This is a genomic window from Methylomonas defluvii (assembly GCF_033949435.1).
In the GTDB taxonomy this organism is placed as follows: Bacteria; Pseudomonadota; Gammaproteobacteria; order Methylococcales; family Methylomonadaceae; genus Methylomonas; species Methylomonas defluvii.
In genome coordinates this window covers 39417-60177 of record NZ_JAXARY010000015.1, presented here as the reverse complement: position 1 = coordinate 60177, position 20761 = coordinate 39417, and the positions used below count along the sequence as shown (strand labels likewise).

At 55.5% G+C, this 20761-nt stretch carries 16 protein-coding genes and 2 pseudogenes; 11 read left to right on the top strand and 7 right to left on the bottom strand.

Annotation, left to right across the window (positions count from 1 at the left end):
* The first annotated feature begins 45 nt into the window (after positions 1-45).
* From QLH52_RS15995 to QLH52_RS15980, 4 genes are all read left to right on the top strand, one after another.
* Positions 46-516 (top strand): MarR family winged helix-turn-helix transcriptional regulator, encoded by a 471-nt coding sequence (locus QLH52_RS15995; RefSeq protein WP_033155472.1) that lies wholly within the window; start codon positions 46-48, stop codon positions 514-516.
* Positions 517-694: 178 nt separating this feature from the next.
* On the top strand, positions 695-958 hold the full coding sequence (locus QLH52_RS15990) for a YtcA family lipoprotein (RefSeq protein ID WP_033155473.1): 264 nt from the start codon (positions 695-697) through the stop codon (positions 956-958).
* 15 nt (positions 959-973) lie between these two features.
* Positions 974-2131 carry an efflux RND transporter periplasmic adaptor subunit gene (locus QLH52_RS15985; protein ID WP_319962224.1) on the top strand — a complete coding sequence of 386 codons (1158 nt, stop codon included), beginning with the start codon at positions 974-976 and terminating at the stop codon, positions 2129-2131.
* Positions 2128-4401: an FUSC family protein gene (locus QLH52_RS15980; protein ID WP_319962223.1), complete on the top strand. Its 2274-nt coding sequence runs from the start codon at positions 2128-2130 to the stop codon at positions 4399-4401. The genes QLH52_RS15985 and QLH52_RS15980 overlap by 4 nt, the downstream gene beginning before the upstream one ends.
* A 197-nt stretch (positions 4402-4598) precedes the next feature.
* On the opposite strand, the gene QLH52_RS15975 is transcribed toward QLH52_RS15980, so the two are convergent.
* The 4 genes from QLH52_RS15975 to QLH52_RS15960 form a co-directional block, all read right to left on the bottom strand.
* Complete coding sequence (locus QLH52_RS15975) at positions 4599-5738, bottom strand: HupE/UreJ family protein (protein ID WP_240618111.1); 1140 nt, start codon at positions 5736-5738, stop codon at positions 4599-4601.
* A 122-nt stretch (positions 5739-5860) separates the two neighbouring features.
* Positions 5861-7030, bottom strand: a complete 1170-nt coding sequence (locus tag QLH52_RS15970; protein ID WP_101054996.1) for a tetratricopeptide repeat protein — start codon at positions 7028-7030, stop codon at positions 5861-5863.
* A gap of 61 nt (positions 7031-7091) precedes the next feature.
* On the bottom strand, positions 7092-8732 hold the full coding sequence (locus tag QLH52_RS15965; RefSeq protein WP_101054994.1) for a DUF4331 domain-containing protein: 1641 nt from the start codon (positions 8730-8732) through the stop codon (positions 7092-7094).
* 92 nt (positions 8733-8824) lie between these two features.
* Positions 8825-9508: a DVUA0089 family protein gene (locus tag QLH52_RS15960; protein WP_101054992.1), complete on the bottom strand. Its 684-nt coding sequence runs from the start codon at positions 9506-9508 to the stop codon at positions 8825-8827.
* A 452-nt stretch (positions 9509-9960) separates the two neighbouring features.
* Between QLH52_RS15960 and QLH52_RS15955 the strand changes: the two genes are divergently transcribed.
* The 3 genes and pseudogenes from QLH52_RS15955 to QLH52_RS24650 form a co-directional block, all read left to right on the top strand.
* A complete protein-coding gene (locus QLH52_RS15955; protein WP_319962222.1) occupies positions 9961-10578 on the top strand; it encodes a sigma-70 family RNA polymerase sigma factor in 618 nt (205 codons plus the stop codon).
* Positions 10579-10583: 5 nt separating this feature from the next.
* A pseudogene (locus tag QLH52_RS24655) lies at positions 10584-11015 on the top strand (cupin domain-containing protein); the annotation flags it as partial.
* A 192-nt stretch (positions 11016-11207) separates the two neighbouring features.
* Positions 11208-11423 (top strand): annotated as a pseudogene (locus QLH52_RS24650) (cupin domain-containing protein); the annotation flags it as partial.
* A 38-nt stretch (positions 11424-11461) separates the two neighbouring features.
* Here the strand turns inward: QLH52_RS24650 and QLH52_RS15945 are convergent.
* Positions 11462-13054, bottom strand: a complete 1593-nt coding sequence (locus QLH52_RS15945; protein ID WP_101054986.1) for an ABC-F family ATPase — start codon at positions 13052-13054, stop codon at positions 11462-11464.
* Between the two features lie 145 nt (positions 13055-13199).
* Between QLH52_RS15945 and QLH52_RS15940 the strand changes: the two genes are divergently transcribed.
* A complete protein-coding gene (locus QLH52_RS15940; protein WP_319962221.1) occupies positions 13200-13889 on the top strand; it encodes a glutathione S-transferase in 690 nt (229 codons plus the stop codon).
* A gap of 9 nt (positions 13890-13898) precedes the next feature.
* Positions 13899-14201, top strand: coding sequence for a hypothetical protein (locus QLH52_RS15935; RefSeq protein ID WP_033155483.1), 303 nt, complete (start codon positions 13899-13901; stop codon positions 14199-14201).
* Positions 14202-14298: 97 nt separating this feature from the next.
* Here QLH52_RS15935 and QLH52_RS15930 read toward each other — a convergent pair whose 3' ends face one another.
* Positions 14299-14460 (bottom strand): hypothetical protein, encoded by a 162-nt coding sequence (locus tag QLH52_RS15930; protein WP_165385978.1) that lies wholly within the window; start codon positions 14458-14460, stop codon positions 14299-14301.
* A gap of 206 nt (positions 14461-14666) precedes the next feature.
* Between QLH52_RS15930 and QLH52_RS15925 the strand changes: the two genes are divergently transcribed.
* On the top strand, positions 14667-14951 hold the full coding sequence (locus tag QLH52_RS15925; protein WP_033155484.1) for a hypothetical protein: 285 nt from the start codon (positions 14667-14669) through the stop codon (positions 14949-14951).
* A 74-nt stretch (positions 14952-15025) separates the two neighbouring features.
* On the top strand, positions 15026-16279 hold the full coding sequence (locus tag QLH52_RS15920) for a hypothetical protein (protein ID WP_319962220.1): 1254 nt from the start codon (positions 15026-15028) through the stop codon (positions 16277-16279).
* A 52-nt stretch (positions 16280-16331) separates the two neighbouring features.
* Here the strand turns inward: QLH52_RS15920 and QLH52_RS15915 are convergent, their stop codons facing one another.
* Complete coding sequence (locus QLH52_RS15915) at positions 16332-20699, bottom strand: EAL domain-containing protein (RefSeq protein ID WP_319962219.1); 4368 nt, start codon at positions 20697-20699, stop codon at positions 16332-16334.
* Positions 20700-20761 lie beyond the last annotated feature (62 nt).

Below are 20761 nucleotides of genomic sequence, written 5' to 3'. Positions count from 1 at the left end.
TTACGGTTATCATCGAATCCTAATTAGAACAATTATTTTCACATTATGTCCTCCGACTCTACCTTTCCAACCGTTTTGCGCCAGTTACTCCGCACCCACCAGGCCTTTTTGTCTTATGCGGCCCGCCACGTTCACCGGCTCGAATTAACCTTGCCGCAATACGATGTCATCATCACGCTAGGCAAAACCGCCGGCATGCAGCCCAAGAAACTTGGCGAAGAAACCTTGATTACCAAAGGCACCCTCACCGGCGTGGTCAGCCGCTTAGAGGACAAGGGCCTGGTGGAAAGGTCGGCGTCAAAAAAAGACGGCCGCAGCCAGATCATCCGCCTGACCGATGCGGGCCGCGCCGTCTACGAACAGACTTTCCCCGAGCATCTGGCCCATATCGGTCGCCTGTTCGACGATTATGCGCCCGAGGAAATCTCGAAGCTGGAGGCGGATTTACATAGACTGCATGAAGCGGTCATCACCGCGCGCGGCAATCATATTGAACAAGTCGATGATGAATTCTAGCGAGTGCCGAAATATTCATACGTTTGAGGTGAAGCGCACAATGATCTCCGGGCGATTACTTAAGTGGGCCTCTAAAAATAAAAACACCTCCTTCTCCTCACGGGAGAAGGTTGGGATGAGGGAATTAAAATCAATTACTTACCCCCCTCACCCTAGCCCTCTCCCTGACGGCGAGGGAATGTTTAGAGGTTCCCTTAAAACGTTTTTCCCGGCGAGTCTTTCGATTTTCCTGACCGCGTGCGATCCGCTGCTCAGTCTGCAAGGTTCTTTCTGGCCGGCCTGGATCATCTGCATCCTCGGCGGGCTGGCAACCAGCATGCTGCTGATGTGGCAACTGGTGCGCTACCGGCTGGCGCCCCATTTGGGACCGCCGCTGTTGATCGCGCCCAGCCTTTGGGCCTTATGCACCTTTGTCATCTGGTTGGTGTTTTATGCAGCATGAAAACGGCGAAGCCTGATGGAAAACAGTCAAAACGATAGCCCAGGGTTAAGCCTGAAAAACCGGATATTGCTCGGCCGCATCATTGGCATAGCCATCGTGCTGGGTGCGGCGGCGACCGGCGCGCTGGTTTGGCATATCAATTATCAAAATCCGCGCACCAACGACGCGATGGTGCGGGCCAATATCGTCGGCATCGCCCCGGAAGTCAGCGGCCGTATAGTGGAATTGCATGTCGAGGATAACCAATACGTCAAACAGGGCGACTTGCTGTATGTGATCGACCCGCGCCCGTATCAGGCCAGACTGGACAAAGCCAAGGCCGAATTGCTGCTGGCGGAAAAAGACGTGGATTCCCGGCGCGCCTCCAGCGGTTCCGCGGAAATCGCCATCGAACGCCTGGAACACCAGCGCGCTGCCGCCAGTGCCGAAGTGAAAAAAATCGAGGCGGAAGACGAATATCTGCATAACTATCTGGAACGGCTGGAACCGTTGGCGGATAAGCAATACGTCACCGCCGACCAGCTCAAACAGGCGCGCTCGCGTTATGCGGCTTCGCGCGCCGAACTGGCGGATGCGAAAGCTAAAGAACTGTCGGCTCGCAGTGCCATCGAGGAAGCCAAGAGCGATAGCCGGCGAGCGGTATCGTTAGTCGCCCAGGTCGGCGACGTCAATGCCCGTATCGAAGCCGCCAGAGCCCTGGTCACCGCCGCCGAGCTCGATCTGGAATACTGTTACGTGCGAGCGCCTTTCAATGCCTACGTCACCAATTTGAATACCCGCGAAGGCGAATACGCCAAGGCCGGTACGCAAATGTTCGCTTTGGTCGATGACCGCCAGTGGTATGTGATCGCCGACTTCAAGGAAACTTATTTGCAGTCGATCAAACCCGGCCAGGAAGCCGAGGTGTTTCTGGTTGCTTATCCGGGCAAGCGCTTTCGCGGCGTGGTGACCGGGATCGGCTGGGCCAATTCGCCCGACAATATCAAACAGCATGGCGTGTTGCCGGAGATAGATCGCACGCTGAACTGGGTCATTCTGGCTTCGCGTTTTCCGGTAAGAATCGAGATTAAACAGCATGACCCCGCGCATCCGCTCCGTATGGGCATGACCGCGTTTGTGACGGTACGGAAAGCCACTGCCGACGCAACCGGTACAGCTCTGCCGCCGTCATGACCCGAGGCGACAGCCGGACTGGTTCAAGCACACAGTCAAAACCCAACCGGCTTTGGTTTGGCACCAGCCTGGGGCAATTCCTAACCGCCGAACTCAAAGATACACCGGCACGGCGCGTCGCCGCCCTGCGTTTATTCGTCGTCACCCTGACAATCGCACTCGTCAGCCAAACCTTGCATATCCCGCCGCTAGGGGCAATTTCCATCTTGATTTGCCTAAGCTACGACGCTTACGCCAACGCCGGCCAATCCCTGGCGTTTGGAATACGCCAGCTCGGTTACCTGATGGTCACGACCTTGGTATCGGTATTGACGCTGATGCTGGCCGGCAACGACCCTTGGTTACTGCTGCCGCTATCGTTCGTCATCTTGGCCTTGTCCCTGTTTCACGCCCGCCTGATCGCCTGGCCCACGGGCATTGCTTTATGGTATTCGGTGGCGGTGCTGTACAGCCCCAGCACGCCCGATGAAAACATTTACCATGCCTTATGGAACATCCCCATTATTGGCGTACTGGCGCTGGGAACATGGACGGTAGTGCATTTAACCATCAAACCGCAAAATCCGCTAAAACTGTTAAAAGCGGAGATCGCCATGCAATTGGCGACGGTGGAATACATTTTCAGCGCGCGTCTGGCCGATGCCGGTGCGTATAGCCCCAGACCTGAAGCAGCCATGCACGCCGCTGCCGGCAGCCTTGGCAAACTGCTGGGTTTACTGGCCAACGCCGAATTGATCCATCCTGCTTTACACGAACGCCACCTGACTTATCGGGCGCTGTTGCTGGAAATAGACGGTTTGCGCCAGTTGGCGGACTGGCTTAATCAAGTGTTGGCTGCGGAATATAGGGCCCAGCCGCTGACGCCGGAAAAACTGCATGTATATCGGGCTTTACAAAGCGCCTGTGCCAGATTACGGCAAGGCGTGGCGGAATCGCGCGACGTGTCCGTAGAAATCACCAGCTTGCTAAGCGATGAGGTATTGCAAAACTATGCGCGGGAAGCTAATCCCTCGCTGTTAACCGCCTTGTGGCGGGCTCTGCAACGCATTGCCGGCTTGATGCATGATTTGCATCAACCGATAGCCGCCAAAGACAGTAAAAACATCAACGCTGAATCCGACGACAACCCTGAACATGGCTGGCTGCCAGCCTGGTTTGCTTACGAGTTTTGGGCAAGCTATGCCGACAGTTTGCAATTCGGCATTAAATTTTCCCTGGGCGCGATCCTGTGCATGCTGATCGTGGAAAGCCTGGGCTGGCCGGACATCAACACCGCGATTCCCACCTGTCTGGTCGCGGCACAAACCAGTCTCGGCGCCGACTACCGGCTCTCGCTGTTACGGGTGTCGGGCGCCGCCGTCGGCGGGATCTGCGCTTATTTTTACGTATTGGTCTTTCAATCTCAGCTCGATACCATCGTCGGCTTTGCGTTTGCCACAGCGCCATTCTGGGCGCTGGCAGCCTGGATTACCGCCGGCAGCGAACGCATCGCTTATCTGGGCCGGCAACTTGGTTTTTCATTTGCGTTGTTTGTGCTGCACGATTTCGGTCAAGTCACCGACCTATATCTGCCGCGCGACCGGGTCATAGGTATTTTGCTCGGACTTATCGTGATGGGCGTTATCGATTATGCGCTGTGGCCGCGGCGCTCGATTGCACTGGCCCGCCACCACAGCGTAGCGGCGTTGCGCACACTTGCCAGCTTCACCAAGCGCTTACCCGATGTCAGTCACCTGCTCACTTACACCTTACCCTTACGGCTATCGGCGGAAAAAGAGCTGGCCGCCGCTCAAGACTTGTTGGCACACGCGGTATTGGAACCCGATGCGCGCTTGGCCGAGAAAGTGCATGAACGAGCGGCGCTGCGGACGATTGTGAAGGACGCCGGCCATTTATCCGGCTTGTTACAAGTCCGCAAACGCTATCGCTTACTCAGCGGCCAGCGCTTCAGCCACTTTCCTGATGAATTGCAACAGCTCAGCCGGGCGTTCGATGCCGAGCTGGCAACCGCCCTGGAATATGCCGCCAGCCTCCTGCAAGGCAAACAAGCCGGCAACCGGATCGAGCTTGCCAATCATCAAGCGCGTCTAAAGCAAAGTTATATCGATCATCATCGTATCGACAATCTGGCCGACGATTTGGCCGTAGAGTGGGAGCTACGCTTTATGCTGGACCAACAAATTGTGGAGCTGATAGCCCACATCGAAAAAGCAGTGCTGGCTGCCAGGTCATATCCGCAACAATCCGGCCCGGACCTTGATCTGCAATAAGGCCGCGCAGTGCATCCAATATAGCCCCTGGGCTCCCGCCTGCGCGGGAGCGACGATATTTACTAATCCAGCCTGTTTATCACGGGTATTCCGTTGAGGTTGAGTGTGGCGAAGCCCAGGCTGGTGTGCCCTTCGACAGGCGAAGGGTAGTTAAGGGCCGGGTTAATAATCAGCAGCACCGATATACGCCAAGTTGCTCAAAATATGTTCATCTGAAAATCCAGACTTCGTTCCGCTAACCAAACCAAAGCCACGGCGACGATGGATGCTGAACCGGTTTTCATTACGACTAGCGGATAATAGCGATAGCGGCTAAAGCCGACTATCAAAGGCAAAACCGCGCCGACAATCGCCAACTGCCCTGCTTCCACACCCAAATTAAAGCCCAATAGCGGTAACAGCCGCTGCGTGTCCGGCAAGCCCATGTCCAACAACACGCTGGCGATGCCCATGCCGTGGATCAAGCCGAAAGCAAAGGCAAACCAGGTGCGGCGTTTTACCAACACCGGATAAATATTATTCAACGCTGCCAACACCACGGAGGCGGCAATGACCGATTCTACCCAGCGGGACGGCAGACAAATGTATTGCAACACCGTAAGGCTCAGGGTGAATGAATGTGCCAACGTGAAGGCGGTAACCACACCTAGCACGTCGAAAAATACCGGTCTAAAGCCTGGTTTTGGCTGCCAAGCACCCCGCTCCCACGCCAAAGCCGCCGGCAGCAACAGACTTAACAAAAATAGAATATGGTCAAAGCCGATCCAGATATGCCATAGCCCGGCGTAGCCGAATCGCGCCACGGTCCGCCACCCGGAATAATCAGCGTCCCGCACAAATTCGCTACGTTGGTGGTCAGGACTAAAGATCGCGGTATCGGTTTTAGCGGCATGAATGACGCTTATCAGCCCGCGATGCTGCGGGTCGAGATCGAAAAGCAAGCGATAGTCTATCGACAACGGCGTGGACGCAGACGGACAAGTCGCCCGGAAACTTAATACGGCGTAATGACCATCGCTGTGTTCGTCCACCCGTAAATCCCCTGCTTGCAGCGAACAGACTTGCTTAGCCGTCGTCATTTGCAAACGACTCAGCGCATAGGCATACACAATATCCCGACTATTTCGCAACTCCGCCCAGGTAATATTACCGTCGTCGTTTGCATCCAAACCCAAGGCGTAATCCAGGTCGCGCAAGGCAATATCCCATTGCCCGGAGATCTGCCACCCATCAACCTGCACCGTCATGTAACTATCGCTGGCCTTATGGGCAAAAACGCTAAAACTTGCAGTCAGCAGCCAGACCATGATTAACCCGACCCAAATGATTCCGCGCATTCGGTTCGAGCTTAACCCGTCTAAGCTTGGCGGGGCCTGCCCGTCGACAGGCCTGCCCTGAGCGCAGTCGAGAGGCCCAGGGCAAACAGTATTTAAGGGGTGAAGGAATTTTGCCGGCCCGTTCATATTCCGCTCCCCCCAATTTGCGCGAGTAGCGTTTCAAGTCGCGCATCTTGCAATTTGGACTCGGTTAAAAAAGCCAGCAGCGGCTGCGGATTTTTGCCGGCCGCCAGCGCTGCTTCCAAGAAAATGCGCGCATCCCGCGGCTCGCGCTGCACGTCCCAGTTTTTTTGCGCCAGCGCCAGCGCCGATTCAGGCTGATCAAGCACATGCAATAAAAAGCGCGCCTCATCGCCTTGATGACTGCTATCGCCGCGCATGCGGCTGGCGGCAAAGCGAGCAGTCAGCGCATCTATGTGGACAGCGGCAGTCGGCAGCCGCAGTGCTATTTCGGCTAAAGTCAGGCGCAGTAATAAGCCATCGGCGCGCGTATCGTTGGCTAATAATTCCACCACTTCTTGGAAACGATTCCGGTCCAATAAATAATCGGCATAGGTAGCCAACAGATAACCATTGCGGCGCGGTATGTGTAGCGCCTGCCGGTAATAACGGTCGGCCGCATCGGTATTGCCCATGCGCTCGGCCATTTCCGCCAGCGTGGTCAAGGCCCATTGTTGATCTGCCGGTACGGGACTGTGCGCAGTGCTTACTGCGCGCGCCAACTGGCGATAAGCAGCGTCGAGCTGGCCGGAAACACTCAGAATGGAATTCAGGCAAACTTGGCCAATCAGCGGCTCGGCTAATTTTAGTAAGGGTATACAACTGTTCAGCGCTTCGGCGTGTTGGCCTTGCACTTCCAAAATGGCCGCCCGCGTCAACCAGGCTTGCGCCAAGCGCGGCTGACGCGCCAAAGCCCGATGCAAATAGTCCAGGGCCGCCGGAAATTCGTGGCGATTTTGAAACAAGGTCGCCCGTAAGGTCAGAACCTCGGCACTCGGTTGCGCGACTGCCAGCCAAGGTGTTAGCGCCGCTTCGGCATAACCGAAATAGCGCGGATCCGATTCAGCGCGGCCCAGTTCTATATAGCGCCGGACTAAAGCTAAAGCCGGTTCCAAGTCATTAGGCTGAGCCGCGACTTGTTTGCGCAAGTCACGAATTTCCAGCCAACTGTCGCCCCTGGCCGGCAAGACTTCGACGATTTCGTCATCGGTCTTGGGTAAATAAGCTTGTGCCCCGGCGTCACTGAACATAGCAACAGACATCAATAAACCTAATCTAAGCCAGTGTTTCATCGGCTCCTCCTTCGGATGCTTAGCGGACAGGGGGCGAGCACAGCCGCCCCCCTGCCCTCTTCTAGTTATTTGGACAACTACCCATAACCAAGGAAACGGCATCGAAACAACCGGATTCGCCTGGATCGACATGGCGGCTTTGCCGGCCGCTATTGGCAAAAGCCACATAAGGAAATACTTCCTGATAGCTTCTGTCGTTGGTGTTAACGCCATCGGCGACCCGGTTATTCGGGAAGCTGTTGAATGCCGGATTCAACACCCCGACCACCGCTTGCGCGGCAATATCGGTCACATCATCGGACACCCGCCGCCCGTTCGGAAAGCCAGCGCTATCGCCCGCCAGAAACGCCATGCGTTTCCGGGCACTTAAAGGTGCGGGGCCGATGCCGGTGTTCAAGCGCAGCAAGTCCGCCACCGGTCCACGTTGCGTGGGCGAACAACCAGGGCAAATGGGCGCGGCATAAAACACCAAGGGACCCAGGTCAAAACTGGGGTTGGCCGGATTTACCCTGGGCGGCGCCGGAATCGGCACCGCACCACCGTAAGCAGCATTGACGACCCTGGCCAATAACGGATCCAACACATAACCGGCAAAACTAGCGTCGTCCTTGGGTTCGCTCATACTGAACCGGTCTTTGTCGCCGGTACCGATTAACACCTCATTGACCAAGGGATTACCCATGCGCTGAATCTGCACATAGGCATTGGCGAGTTTAGGCTTGCCGCCGGGTCTGTCGGCATACGCTTTGGTGCGAGGCCGCGAAGTAGTGGCATAAGTCCCGATCACCGCCAAGGCCTCGCCGGCGGTATGTTGCTTGCCGTCCTGGGTGAGCATGGCGATAGGCAATTCGATAGCGATGGAATTGACGTTGTAACCGGCCACATCGTCGGACGCGAAGTTTTGGTTTTCCGCGTCATTTTGGTTCTCGGCAAACACACCCGGCACACCGGCGCCGGACGCACCGGCTCTAAAGTTAAAGGTATCGAAAGTCGTGCCCAAATCGATGTAAAACGGATCGTCGACGGTGCCGGCAAACACGCTAACCCCGCCGCCTAAGTCGTAAATCCCTTGGCTCGCCAGATTTTGATAGTTGGGCATGGTGCGCGGACCGACGTTGGAGGGCACGGCATATAGCTTTTGCTGATTGGTTAGATCGATGACTTGGCGATTGACGCCCTTGCCCTTGATCAGCGTCACCGTGTAACTCTGCCGCAAACCCAATCCTTCCGAGCCAGGGCCATCCAATGCGGTAATCGCCGGCGGCACGATCAAGCTGCCCGGCGCGACCGGAGCCGGCGAATTGGCCGGGGCGACAATGCCGGTGCCGGCGCCGACAAAACCGGTAAACACGCCGGGCAAACGGTTCTCGGTTTTAAACCTGAACTGCAGCGTAATGTCTTCGTCGGCGTCGAAATTATTATCCACCTTCATTTCATACAGAACTTCCGGATCGAATGGAAAATAATTCGGGCCGTTGCTGGGTTCCAGCAAGGGATCGACATTCAATATCATCGTTACCTTGCTGGGATCGTTATAGCTAACAAAAGCGTACCAATCGGTGATGTCGGCCTTGGTATCCAATGCGGTTAACGGTGCTTCGCGGTGATTGGCAGCATCAACGGGCGGTAGGCCGCCCATCAACAATAAAGCGCTGGCGAACGTGGTCAGCGGCCAACGGCTGTAGTGGTGTAAGTCTTTCATAATCAAATTCCTCTTTAGTTAATGTCACAGCTTCAGCCAGCTGCGTTAGGGAATACGCGGAAAATCGGCAAACGGATGCGGGTAAATGGAATTTATGCCAAGCGGACCGGGCTTGCCGCGTCGGCTCGCGCCGTGGATCTAGCCTTGCCCAGCCGGCCTCCAAGCAAAAACAAGCCGGACAAACTTAGCAGCATCAGGGTGGGCGGCTCCGGCACACTGACGATCTGGGCATTGGCGACGTTGAGAATGTGTAGATCCCAAGCCGCCGTGCGATTCGGTTCCACCGGATCGCCATTGCTATCGGTTAAAGATCCCTCGCAAAACCGACCGTTCGAACAACCGAAGGCGGCGGTAAATTGCGGATCGGCATCCCGTAAAAATCCGTCGGCCAGCGCGGCGCTTACCGAAAAATTATCGTATTGAGTCAAGGTTGCCAGGTAATTCCCGGCGACAAGATTGATGGCTAAATAACTGTCGAATTCGCCGTAATTGAAATTAACCCCGTTCGACAATTGGCTGCCGCCCAAGCCGCCGTCATCCTGCTCGGCCAGTTGGTTGCCTAAGCCGTCCCACAGCGTCAAAATCGGATCGAAGCCGCCGCCCAGCCAGGACGAGGTAAACAAGGTCACCGTGCCCGGTGAACCGAGTGAAAAGGCAAAGCTCAACTTATCGTTATCGTTGGCAAAGTTGCCGTTAAAATCAAAGTCAGCGGCCTCAACCGCCGTCGCTACGGTCAGGCAGGCGCCCAACAACGCAACCGGAAATAGCTTTTTCATCGTGGTTTCCTCTCAGTCTGTGGTTAGAAATGGCAAGCCGGCGACGGATTCCAGATGCGGATGGCGATACTCGGCATTCGCGCCGGCTTGCGATGACTGATACGCGGCAAACTCGGCAGTGGATGCAAAACAGGTAAAAAATATTGGTGGCAGTGTTTATACAACGGGATTGGTTCGTACTTGGCACATCAGCATCTTTCGATAGCGAACCACACGAGTCTTAACCTCTTGCAAAATCGGCCGCTTGACTGTTTGCCATAGGCAAACCGCTGTTTTATAGTGAGCCACCCCCACTCTCTGCGCCCCTTAGATGCGGCTACCAAATCTCGGCAAACCAAGAAAAGTCCCTATGCCTTATGTCGCTTGATTCACAGTTTAAGCGTTATCCCCACATTGCCGTGCATCCAAACCAACCGATGCATCGTATAGCTTTCTAAAGGGATACGAGAGCGATGGCGGATAGCGATTTGAACGATGACGAGAACCGACAACCAATAACACCTGCCGACGAAGCCTTATTGCTGGAATGGCTTGGCCGCGTCGTGGACCAGGATCAAGCCGCGTTGGGTAAGTTGTACGACACCTTGGTGGATCAGGTCTACGGTCTGGCGTTGCGGATCACCCGGCGGGCGCAGTGTGCTGAGGAAGTGGTACAAGATACGTTCTGGCAGATCTGGCGGCAGGCGCCGCGCTTCGATGCCGAACGCGGTTCGGTAAAAGCCTGGGTGATGACGATGGCTCGCAGCCGCGCACTGGACGCCTTGCGGCAGTTGGACGGCAATCTAAACGAGCTGGAACCGGAGGCTCTGGCGCTAATCGAAGCCCCAACCGACCAAATGCCGCCGGATTTACTATCCGCAGTGCAGCAAGGCCATCGCTTGCAAACGGCCCTGGCGGCTTTGGAACCCTTGCCCCGACAATTGCTGTCGTTGGCGTTTTTCCGGGGTTTGAGCCACGACGAAATCGCCGTTTGCAGCGGTTTGCCCCTGGGCACTGTGAAATCGCATATCCGCCGGGCTCTACAGACTATGCAGCAATTATTGACAGCCGATGCCGGCGAGGTTAACTAAACAATATGACTGACAAATTCCCGCCCTTGGATAGCGCAGATGCCACCGACTTGCAGCAACTCGAAACGCTGCTGGCCGACGGTTTGGCGCCGATTCCGGTTGCCGGCGCACGCCGCAATTCGTTACGCCAAGGCCTGATGACGCAAGTCACGGCCAGCCTTGCCAAACAAGCCGGCATACTCACCGTGCGCGCCAGACACGGCGTCTGGCAAGCCCTGAAAACCGGCATCCGCATCAAACCACTCTGGGACGGCGGCCTGCAAGGCCATTCGGTTTTGATCGAATTCGCCCCCGGCGCCAGCCTGATAGCGCATCGGCACAACTGTCTAGAAGAAGGCATCGTCTTGCACGGCGATTTGCAGATGGGCGACTTACGGCTCGGTCCCTTGGATTACCATGCAGCGCCGGCCGGCAGCCGGCACGGCGGGATAAGTTCGACGAATGGCGCCCTGGCCTATTTGCGCGGTACATCGCTGGGCGATAACCGCGAGGTATTGCGGGAAGTGTTGGGCGGTCTGCTGCCGTTTGGCAAGGCTGAGTCGTTTAGCGTGTTTACCAAGCAAATAGACGACTGGCAGGAAATAGCCCCCGGTGTCTGGAAAAAACCGCTGTGGCAGGACGGGGAACGCGAATCCAGTTTTTACCGCCTGGAAGCCGGCGCCAAATGCCCGGCACACGACCATCTCCTGGAAGAGGAATGCATGATGCTGGACGGCGATTTGTTTATCGACGACTTCTTGCTGCGCGCCGGCGACTATCAACTAGCGCCGGCCGGCAGCGCACACCGCGAAGTCTATACCGACGTAGGTGCGACGCTGTTCGTGCGCGGCGGCAGAGATTACTGACCGATTTATCCGCGCCGGAATACCCTGGCGGCTTAGCCTTAGTTGATGTCTTGACTGTTTAAATAGTCTTCGTAATTACCGCTGAAATCGACGATGCCGTTCGGGGTCAATTCGATGATGCGGGTCGCCAGTGAGGACACAAACTCGCGGTCGTGGCTGACGAAAATCAGCGTACCGGGATAATTTTCCAAAGCCGCGTTCAACGATTCGATCGATTCCATATCCAAATGGTTGGTCGGTTCGTCCAATACCATCACATTGTTTTTTTGCAGAATCAATTTGCCGAACAGCATCCGGCCCTGCTCGCCGCCGGAAATGACTTTGACGGATTTGTTGATTTCATCATTGGAAAACAGCAAACGCCCCAACGTACCGCGAATGGTCTGATCGTCGTCGGTTTCCTTGCGCCATTGGCCCATCCATTCGATCAGCGGCATGTCTTCGGCAAAATCTTCGGCGTGATCCTGGGCAAAATAGCCGACGTCGGCGTTTTCGGCCCATTTCACTTCGCCGCTGTCCGGCTTCAAATCGCCAACCAAAGTTTTCAATAAGGTGGACTTACCGATACCGTTGGGACCGATCACCGCCACCCGTTCGCCGACCGCGATCATCATGTTCAGATTTTTGAACAACGGTTCTTCGCCATAACCCTTGGCCAGATCCTTAGCCTCCACCGCCAAACGGTACAATTTTTTAGCTTGATCGAAACGAATAAACGGATTGACCCGACTGGACGGCTTGACTTCATCGAGCTTGATTTTCTCCAACTGCCTGGCCCGCGACGTAGCCTGCTTAGCTTTGGAAGCGTTGGCCGAGAAACGGGCCACGAAAGTTTGCAACTCGGCGATCTGGGCTTTTTTCTTGGCGTTGCTAGCCAACAATTGCTCGCGCACCTGGGTCACCGCAGTCATGTAATCGTCGTAATTACCCGGATACACCCGCAATTCGCCGTAATCCATATCGGCCATATGGGTGCAGACGCTATTCAAAAAGTGCCGGTCATGCGAGATGATCACCATCGTTGAGTTGCGCTCGTTCAGCACGTTTTCCAGCCAGCGGATGGTGTTGATATCCAGGTTGTTGGTCGGCTCGTCGAGCAGCATGATGTCGGGGTTGGAGAACAAAGCTTGCGCCAACAGCACCCGCAGTTTCCAGCCCGGTGCCACCGCGCTCATTAGGCCGTTGTGTTGTTCCAGCGGGATGTCCAAACCCAGCAATAACTCGCCAGCCCGTGCTTCCGCGGTATAGCCGCCAAATTCAGCGAACACTGTTTCCAAATCCGCGGCGCGCATATAATCGTCTTCGCTGGCCTCCATATTGGCATAGATGGCGTCGCGTTCCGACATGGCTGCCCACATTTCCGCGTGGCCCATCATCACCACGTCCAGCACTCTTTGCTCTTCGTAGGCAAATTGGTTTTGGCGCAAGATACCCACGCGCTCGTTGGCGTCTATGCTGACGTTGCCCGAGGTGGGTTCCAAGTCGCCGCTAAGGATTTTCATGAAGGTAGACTTGCCGCAGCCGTTGGCGCCGATCAAGCCGTAACGGTTGCCGTTGCCGAATTTGACGGAAACGTTTTCAAACAGGGGCTTAGCCCCGAATTGCATGGTGATATTGGCGGTAGAAATCAAGAGAGTGTCCGAAGATTAAGAGTAAAAAGAGCGTCGCCGCCGCTTGAAGCTTGTGACGAAATAAATGAGTTGGCGCGAAAATCGGTTATTTTACCAGACTTTAATCGACGATCATTTACAGTAATGTGTCACTGACTATCCCCACATGAACACACCGCCCGCCACCACAGAACAAATTTACCCCATCTTGTATAGTTTCCGCCGCTGTCCCTATGCGATGCGGGCACGTTTGGCCATTGCCGTATCGGGATTAAGCGTCGCGCTCAGAGAAATCGAGCTCGGCAATAAGCCGAAGACGATGCTGGCTATTTCGCCGAAAGGCACGGTGCCGGTGCTGTTGTTGCCCGAGGGCCGAGTCATCGAACAAAGTCTGGATATTATGCTGTGGGCCTTGGCGCAACACGATCCGCAAAACTGGCTAAACCAAGCGCCGGAAGATACGCAGCGATTAATCGACTGGAACGACGGCGATTTCAAATACTATTTAGACCGTTACAAATACGCGGACCGCTATCCGGAACAAACACCAGCCGATTATCGTCAACAAGGCGAGGTGTTTTTAGCCGAGCTGGAAACCCGTTTGCAGCGGCACAAATTCTTATGCGGCGATAATTTCAGCCTGGCAGATGCCGCCACGCTACCATTTATCCGCCAGTTCGCCGCAGTGGATAATGCGTGGTTTGAAAATTCGCCGTATCCAGCCCTGCAACAATGGCTGAACACTTTTTTAAGGTCCAATCTGTTTGCAGCGGTTATGCAAAAATACCCGCCCTGGAACGTTGACGACCCGCTAGTCCTTTTCAGGTACGAGACCGGCCTCGTCCCATTTCAATAGGTGCCCGACATGTTAAAAATTTACAGAAAAACCATCCGCATCGACGGCTCCGGCGCACATCCCCGCCTCGAGTCACCGCCGCAGAGCAAGCTATACAATCTGCTGAGCATTCCGGCAATGATCGCCGGCGCGATATTGGGCACCGTGGTGTTTTCGGCGTTTTTTGCCTTACTGCTGATTCCGGTAGCGATAATCGGCATCAGAGGCTGGTGGTTGCTGCGAAAGCTGAAAAATGCCCAGGTTGACGGACAAAGTCTGGAAGCTGAATATACCGTGGTGTCAGACCCGGCAAAAACCTCCAAGTCGGACTGAGAAATCGCCTGCTTAGGTACAAAAAAAGCCCCCACCTTGAGCAGGGTGGAGGCTGTGGAATGTGTAGCTTTACAACGAGGAGGTACTACGAAAAAACTTAAAATCGGACCGGTTTAGCCGCTTCGATATTGCTAAACAGCGAAGCAGCGCCAAAAAACAGAGTGGAAAGAACAAACTGACCGGACAGGAAGCTGAACATACCGGTTGCAAAAAACAATCCGGTGACAATGTCTTTATACAGATTGCTTGACTTGTTCATTTTTTCCACCTTGACTGGGTTTCAGTCGATTCATTGAAGACGGTTTAACTATAAACCTCTGCTGTTTATTTACAATAAGGCATTTATTGCATGATTTGTTTCTTATTTTGAAACAAATTTAGTTACACACCACCCTTCACCAGCCAAATTGAACCTCAACTCGGTTCAAACTTAAGCTACCGATATTGATGCAGGAGGATGTAGTCATGAGCCACCATTTAAATCTACTGCGCGCCATATTCCAGGATCCGCTTAGCGGTAACATCCATTGGCGGGAAATAGAATCGCTGTTGCATCACCTGGGCGCCAACCTGCAACCCAGCCATGGTGTGCGCTTTCGCGTGATGCTGAATAATGTCGAAGGCGTGTTGCATCATCCAAACCACAGCGGCATATGCACTAAACAGGAAATCAAACATCTGCGCGAATATCTGGCAAGCGCCGGCGTCAGTCCTTCCGCGTATGAAGAACAGCGCAACAAACCACATTAGCCCAACGCCTGCCCTAAGGTTTTTAAGCATTTAACACGACCATGGTCCACAGCAAGGATTGAACAGAACGCCCGATGAAATGGATTACAAAAAGCGTATTGCTGGCGGTGTTGCTATTACCTGTATTGTCGGGAATGGCGCTATGGCTGGCAATTGATGACAAGCCAAAATTACAAACCCGAGCCGACCTGACACCGGAACAAATTGCCCGCGGCAAATTGATTTTTCGGCAAAACGATCCGCGCCGTCTAAAATCCGGCGCGATCGCCCGAGTGGCACTGGATCAACAGGAATTGGACCTGGCGATCAATTATCTTGCCAATCAATACGCTAACGGCGTAGCGGGTTTACGGCTCTATCAAGGCCGCGCCCACATCGACGCCAGCTTGCCTTTACCACGAAATCCTGTAGGCCAATATCTGAATTTGACGTTGGCGCTGAAGCAAACCAGCGACTTACCGGAAGTGGACCACCTGTCTTTGGGACAACTCCGGCTGCCCTGCATGCTAGCCAAACCCTTGGTAAAATGGGCACTCAACACTTTGCAACCGGCAGCGGATCGGCAAGCCTTCGCCGATATTGTCAAGCATGTGCTGTTTCAACCCCAGCGCCTGACGCTAACCTATCGTTGGCAAGCTGACTTGCCCGGCAAATTGCGCGGCGCCTTGCTAACGCCTGATGATCAGCAGCGTCTGCAGGCTTATCAGCGACATTTAGCGGAACTAAGCCGGACAGATAACAAAAGCCTCAGTCTCACTGATTTCAGCAAGCCGCTGTTTCAGCTGGCCGCACAACGAAGCGCCAGCAACGACCCGATTCAGGAAAACCGGGCATTGATTCTGATATTGACACTTTATGCCAATCAACAGCGCCTGACGAAAATTCTCCCGGAATCCAGACTTTGGCCCCGCCCGATTTGGCGCCAAATAACGCTGAACGGCCGCGACGACCTAGTGAAACATTACCTGGTTTCGGCGATGCTGGCGGCCTATTCCGGCACCCCGTTGGCCGACGCGGTGGGTTTGTTTAAGGAAATAGAAGATTCGCGCGGCGGCAGCGGTTTTTCGTTTAACGACCTCGCCGCCGACCGGGCCGGGACGCGCATGGGAGAACACGCTGTCGCCAGTCCGGCGCTGGCACGGAAAATCCAATCAATATTAGCCAACGCCGATGAAAATCAAATGATGCCGGCTACCGCCGATTTACCGGAATCACTAAGCGAAGCCGAGTTTATCCGCCGCTTTGGCGGCACCGATGGCGAAGCGTACAAACAACTGATGCAAGACATAGAACGGCGTATCGCGGCCTTGCCGGTGAATCGGGAATGATGGGTGAGCGAAAACCTGGCTAGCCGGCGAAGCCGCCGCAAACGGTTGATGACTAACCCACGGCCACTTTTGCTCGCGCCAACAAGGCCGTAAACTCGTCGGCGGCCATCGGCTTGCCAAACAGATAACCCTGCGCCTCGTCGCAGTCGTTTCTTAACAAGTATTGCGCCTGCTGCTCAGTCTCCACGCCTTCGGCTATCACCTTGAATTTCAGGATCTTGGCGATGGAAATAATCACCATCACAATCGCGGCGGCGTCTGCGTCGTCGGGTATGTTCGCCACAAATGAGCGGTCGATTTTCAGCTTGTCAAAGGCAAACTGCTTGAGTTGGTTCAAGCTGGAATAACCGGTGCCGAAATCGTCTATCGAAATTTGCAAGCCGGCTTCCCTGAGCTTGGCCAATATAGCCCGCTTCCGTCCCGGATTGCGGATGAACAAACTTTCCGTCAACTCCAATTCCAGGTATTCGGCGGGCAAGCCGGTTTCATTGACGATGTCGATAACTTGCGCGACAAAGTCTTCCTGATCCAATTGCCGCGCCGACACGTTGACCGCCATCGTGAACGCCGGATAGCCGCTTTGCCGCCAAATTTGGCTCTGCCGGCACGCCTCGCCCAACACCCACGCACCTATCGCCTCGATCAGGCCGATTTCTTCGGCGACCGGAATGAATTGATCGGGCGGAATCAAGCCCAGCTCGGGATGTCGCCAGCGAATCAGGGCCTCGGCGCCGACGATCCGCCCGGAATCCAGATCGATTTGCGGCTGGTAGTGAAGAAAAAATTCGTCGCGTTGCAGCGCCCGGCGTAAATCGCTTTCCAGGCGCAGCTTGGTCGACACGACAAATTCCATATTATCTTCATAAAAACAATAGGTATTGCCCTGCTCCTTGGCGCGGTACATCGCGGTATCGGCGTGTTTGATCAGCAAACCGCTGTCGGCGCCGTCGGCGGGATACAGCGAAATGCCGATACTGGAGCTGACGTAAAACTCTTGCTCCATTAACGCGAATGGCTGGGCGATAGCGATACGGATCTTGTCGGCGACGGCAGCGGCGACTTGCGGATTGCTGATATTTTCCAACAGCAGCGTAAATTCGTCGCCGCCGAACCGGGAAACCATGTCTTCCCGCCGCACACAGCCTTGAATCCGCTCTGCCGCGGCTTTCAACAACTGGTCGCCGACATCATGCCCCAAGGTGTCGTTAGTCAGCTTGAACCTATCCAAATCCAGAAACAGCACGGCATGCAGCTGATTTTGATCAGCGCTGACGGCGATCACCGAGTTCAGCCGGTCGATGAATTGCGTGCGATTGGCCAGATTGGTCAAGGGATCGTGGTAAGCCAGGCGATTCAAGGTCCGCTGGGTCAGGCTGGCTTCCAACAAATGCGCGATACGTTTACGCAATACCGCGAAATGAATCGGTTTGGGAATGTAATCGTTAGCCCCTATCGAAAAAGCCAATTCCACCGAATGGTCGTTTTCCAAAGCGGTAATCATCAGTATCGGCACCTCCGCCCCATGGGGCAGCGCGCGAATTTTGCGGCAGGCCTCGAAACCGTCCATTTCCGGCATCATCGCGTCCATCAAGATCAAATCCGCCATTTGCCGCTGGCACAACGCCAGCGCCTGCCGGCCGGTGCCGGCCAAATCCACCCGGTAGCCGTCCTTCTCCAAAACATCTTGCAAGGCAAACCGCATGGCTCTGTCGTCGTCCGCCACCAGAATTCTGGGGCCGGCCTGCGGGAGCGGATCAGCAGCCGTTTCCGCGCCCATTTCCAAACTCAACAGTTGTTCGATGAACCGGTATTCGTCGCGCAATTGCTGCAGTAAGGCCTCGCCGTTTTCAATCTGCGCTTCAGCCGCCTGCTCTTCCAGTTGCCGGGCGATCAGCGCCAGCTTTTCTGCGCCCAGGTTGCGGCTGGCACCTTTCAGGCCATGGGCCGATTCGCGTAATTGCGCGTGATTGTCCGTCGCCAGCGCCTGGGCGATTTGCTCGATTTGCGCCGGCGCGTCTTCCAGATAATAGCCCACCATCTTCACAAAACCCTGGCCGATTTCCTCGCGCAATTGGCGTAAAACCGCGTGATCCAGCGCCTCCAGCGACGGCTCCGGCGAGAGCGGCTCGGCGGTCAGGCACGGCCTGCCCTCGAACCAACTCAGCAGTTTTTCCCGCAACGGCTTCAGCTTGATCGGTTTGGCCAGATAATCGTCCATCCCGGCCGCCAGACACAAATCGCTATCGCCTTGCTGAGCGTTGGCGGTCATCGCCACGATGGGCAGCCGGCCCACGGGCTCGGGCAGCAGCCTGATGCGTCGAGTCGCCTCAAAGCCGTCCATAGTCGGCATGTGGCAATCCATCAGGATCAAATCGAAAGCCTGATGCTCCAGCCAGGACAAGGCCTCGACGCCGGAGCCGGCGATTTCGTAGCGGCAACCCAGCCGCTCCAGCATGCCCGCGGCCACCATTTGACTGGCACGGTTGTCTTCGACGATCAATATGCGCCGCCCGAGCACGACGCTTTGCTCGACCTCGGGCGCCAAGTCGGCCGCGGGTTCCTGATAATCCTGACCGGCGGTCAATATGAAATCGTATAGTTTGGAAACCTGTACCGGTTTCGCCAACTGCGCGGCCACGTTTGGCAAGCGCGGCAGATTGACGGCATTAACGGGGTCGGACAGCAACACGATTTTGACATCGGCCAGCGCCGGATCGTCAACGATCATATCCACCCAAGTGGCATCGCCGGCATCTCTCAGATCGATGATGACAAAATGATATGCCTGGTCCTGATCATTGGCGGAACGCAACATATCCACGGCTTTAATGCCGTAGCCGCTATGCCGGTAGTGAATTTTCCAACGCGCCAGACTTTGCGCCAAAAACTGGCGCATTTTGTCGTTCTCGGTCACGACCAATATCCGCAGATTGGCGAAATAGGCTTGCCGAGCCTCAGAGATGCCCTCGGTACCGCGCGGCGGATTGAAGGGTACGGTAAACCAGAACGAACTACCTTGCCCTTCCCGGCTTTGGACGCCGATTTGCCCCCCCATCAGTTGCACCAATTGCCGGCAAATCGCCAATCCCAGGCCGGCGCCTTCGTGATGACGGGTCCTGGAGCCGTCGGCCTGGACAAAGGCATCAAAAATACTGGTTTGCGCCGCCTCGGGTATGCCCATTCCGGTATCGGTCACACAAAACCGCAACGGGATGGTATCGCTCTCCGCCGCTTCGGTTTGCACATCAATGGTGATGCCGCCTTGTTCGGTAAACTTCAGCGCGTTGCCGACCAAATTAATCAGCACCTGCCGCACCCTGGACGCTTCGCCGTTCAACACCAGCGGTATATCGTCGGCTAGCGAGTAGGTGAGCTGCAGATTTTTTCGGTGCGCCTGCGCAGACATCAACTCCACGACTTCGTCCAAGGTTTCGTAAAGCACGAAGTCGACCGGCTGCCGCTTCATCATGCCGGATTCAATGCGCGAGAAGTCCAGAATATCTTCGATTAACTTCAACAGCGCTTCGCCGGCGTTGCGGGCTACCATCGAGTATTCCAACTGCTTGGGCGTCAACCCCATGTCCTGCAGCAACTCCAGCATACCCAGTACCGCATTCAGCGGCGTGCGCAGTTCGTGGCTGACATTGGCGGCAAACTCGCCCTTCAGGCGCGCCGATTCCAAAGCCGTGTCACGAGCTCGCTCCAATTGCTTTTCCCGGGTTTCCAACACCGCCATCATGGTGTTGAAGGCTTCACCCATTTCGATGATGTCGCGCGACCCGCTCAAGCGGGCCCGCACGTTTTTCGCGCCGGCCGAGGCCTTGCGCATCCTCAGCGCCAGTTGTTGAATCGGCAAAGTCAAACGCCGCGACATCGCCAATAGAAACAGCAGAAATACCGTGGCCGAGCCGCTGGACGCCATCAAAGTGGTCCAGCGAATTTTTTCTTTCATGACATTCAGCGATTGCTTGCCCATCACCAAGCGCACATAGCCGACCAATTCCGGCGTCGGCGTTTGCGCCTCGAACGGTGACGCCTCTTGCTCAGCGGTGTTACGCGCGTATACCGGCGCGGCAAAATACCAGGCTTGTTCGTTCTCATGCACCAAGGCCAGAGATTCCGGCCAGCGCGCCGCGTCGGCAGCGGGCATGGCAGGTTCGCCGCGTTCGAATAAGGGCTCCAGGGCGTTGTTATAAATGGCTACGCCGTGCACATCGGGAAACGCCAGGAAGCGTCGGGCCGGCTCCTCGGCGTTCTCCCGGCTGGCATACAGCAAAGCCAGCGTGCTCTGTGCCGCAAAGGCTTCCGTGGATTGGAGGCCTTGAGCGACCCATTTATCGCGGACGATGTAGTAAGACAGCGTGGAAATGCCGAATGCCGACAGTATCGAGATCACTACCAGACCGAAACAAAAGGTCACGGCCAGCTGTTGCAGGAAGCTCGCCCGCTTGAACCTGGGCCATCGCAAACGCTTCATTGCGT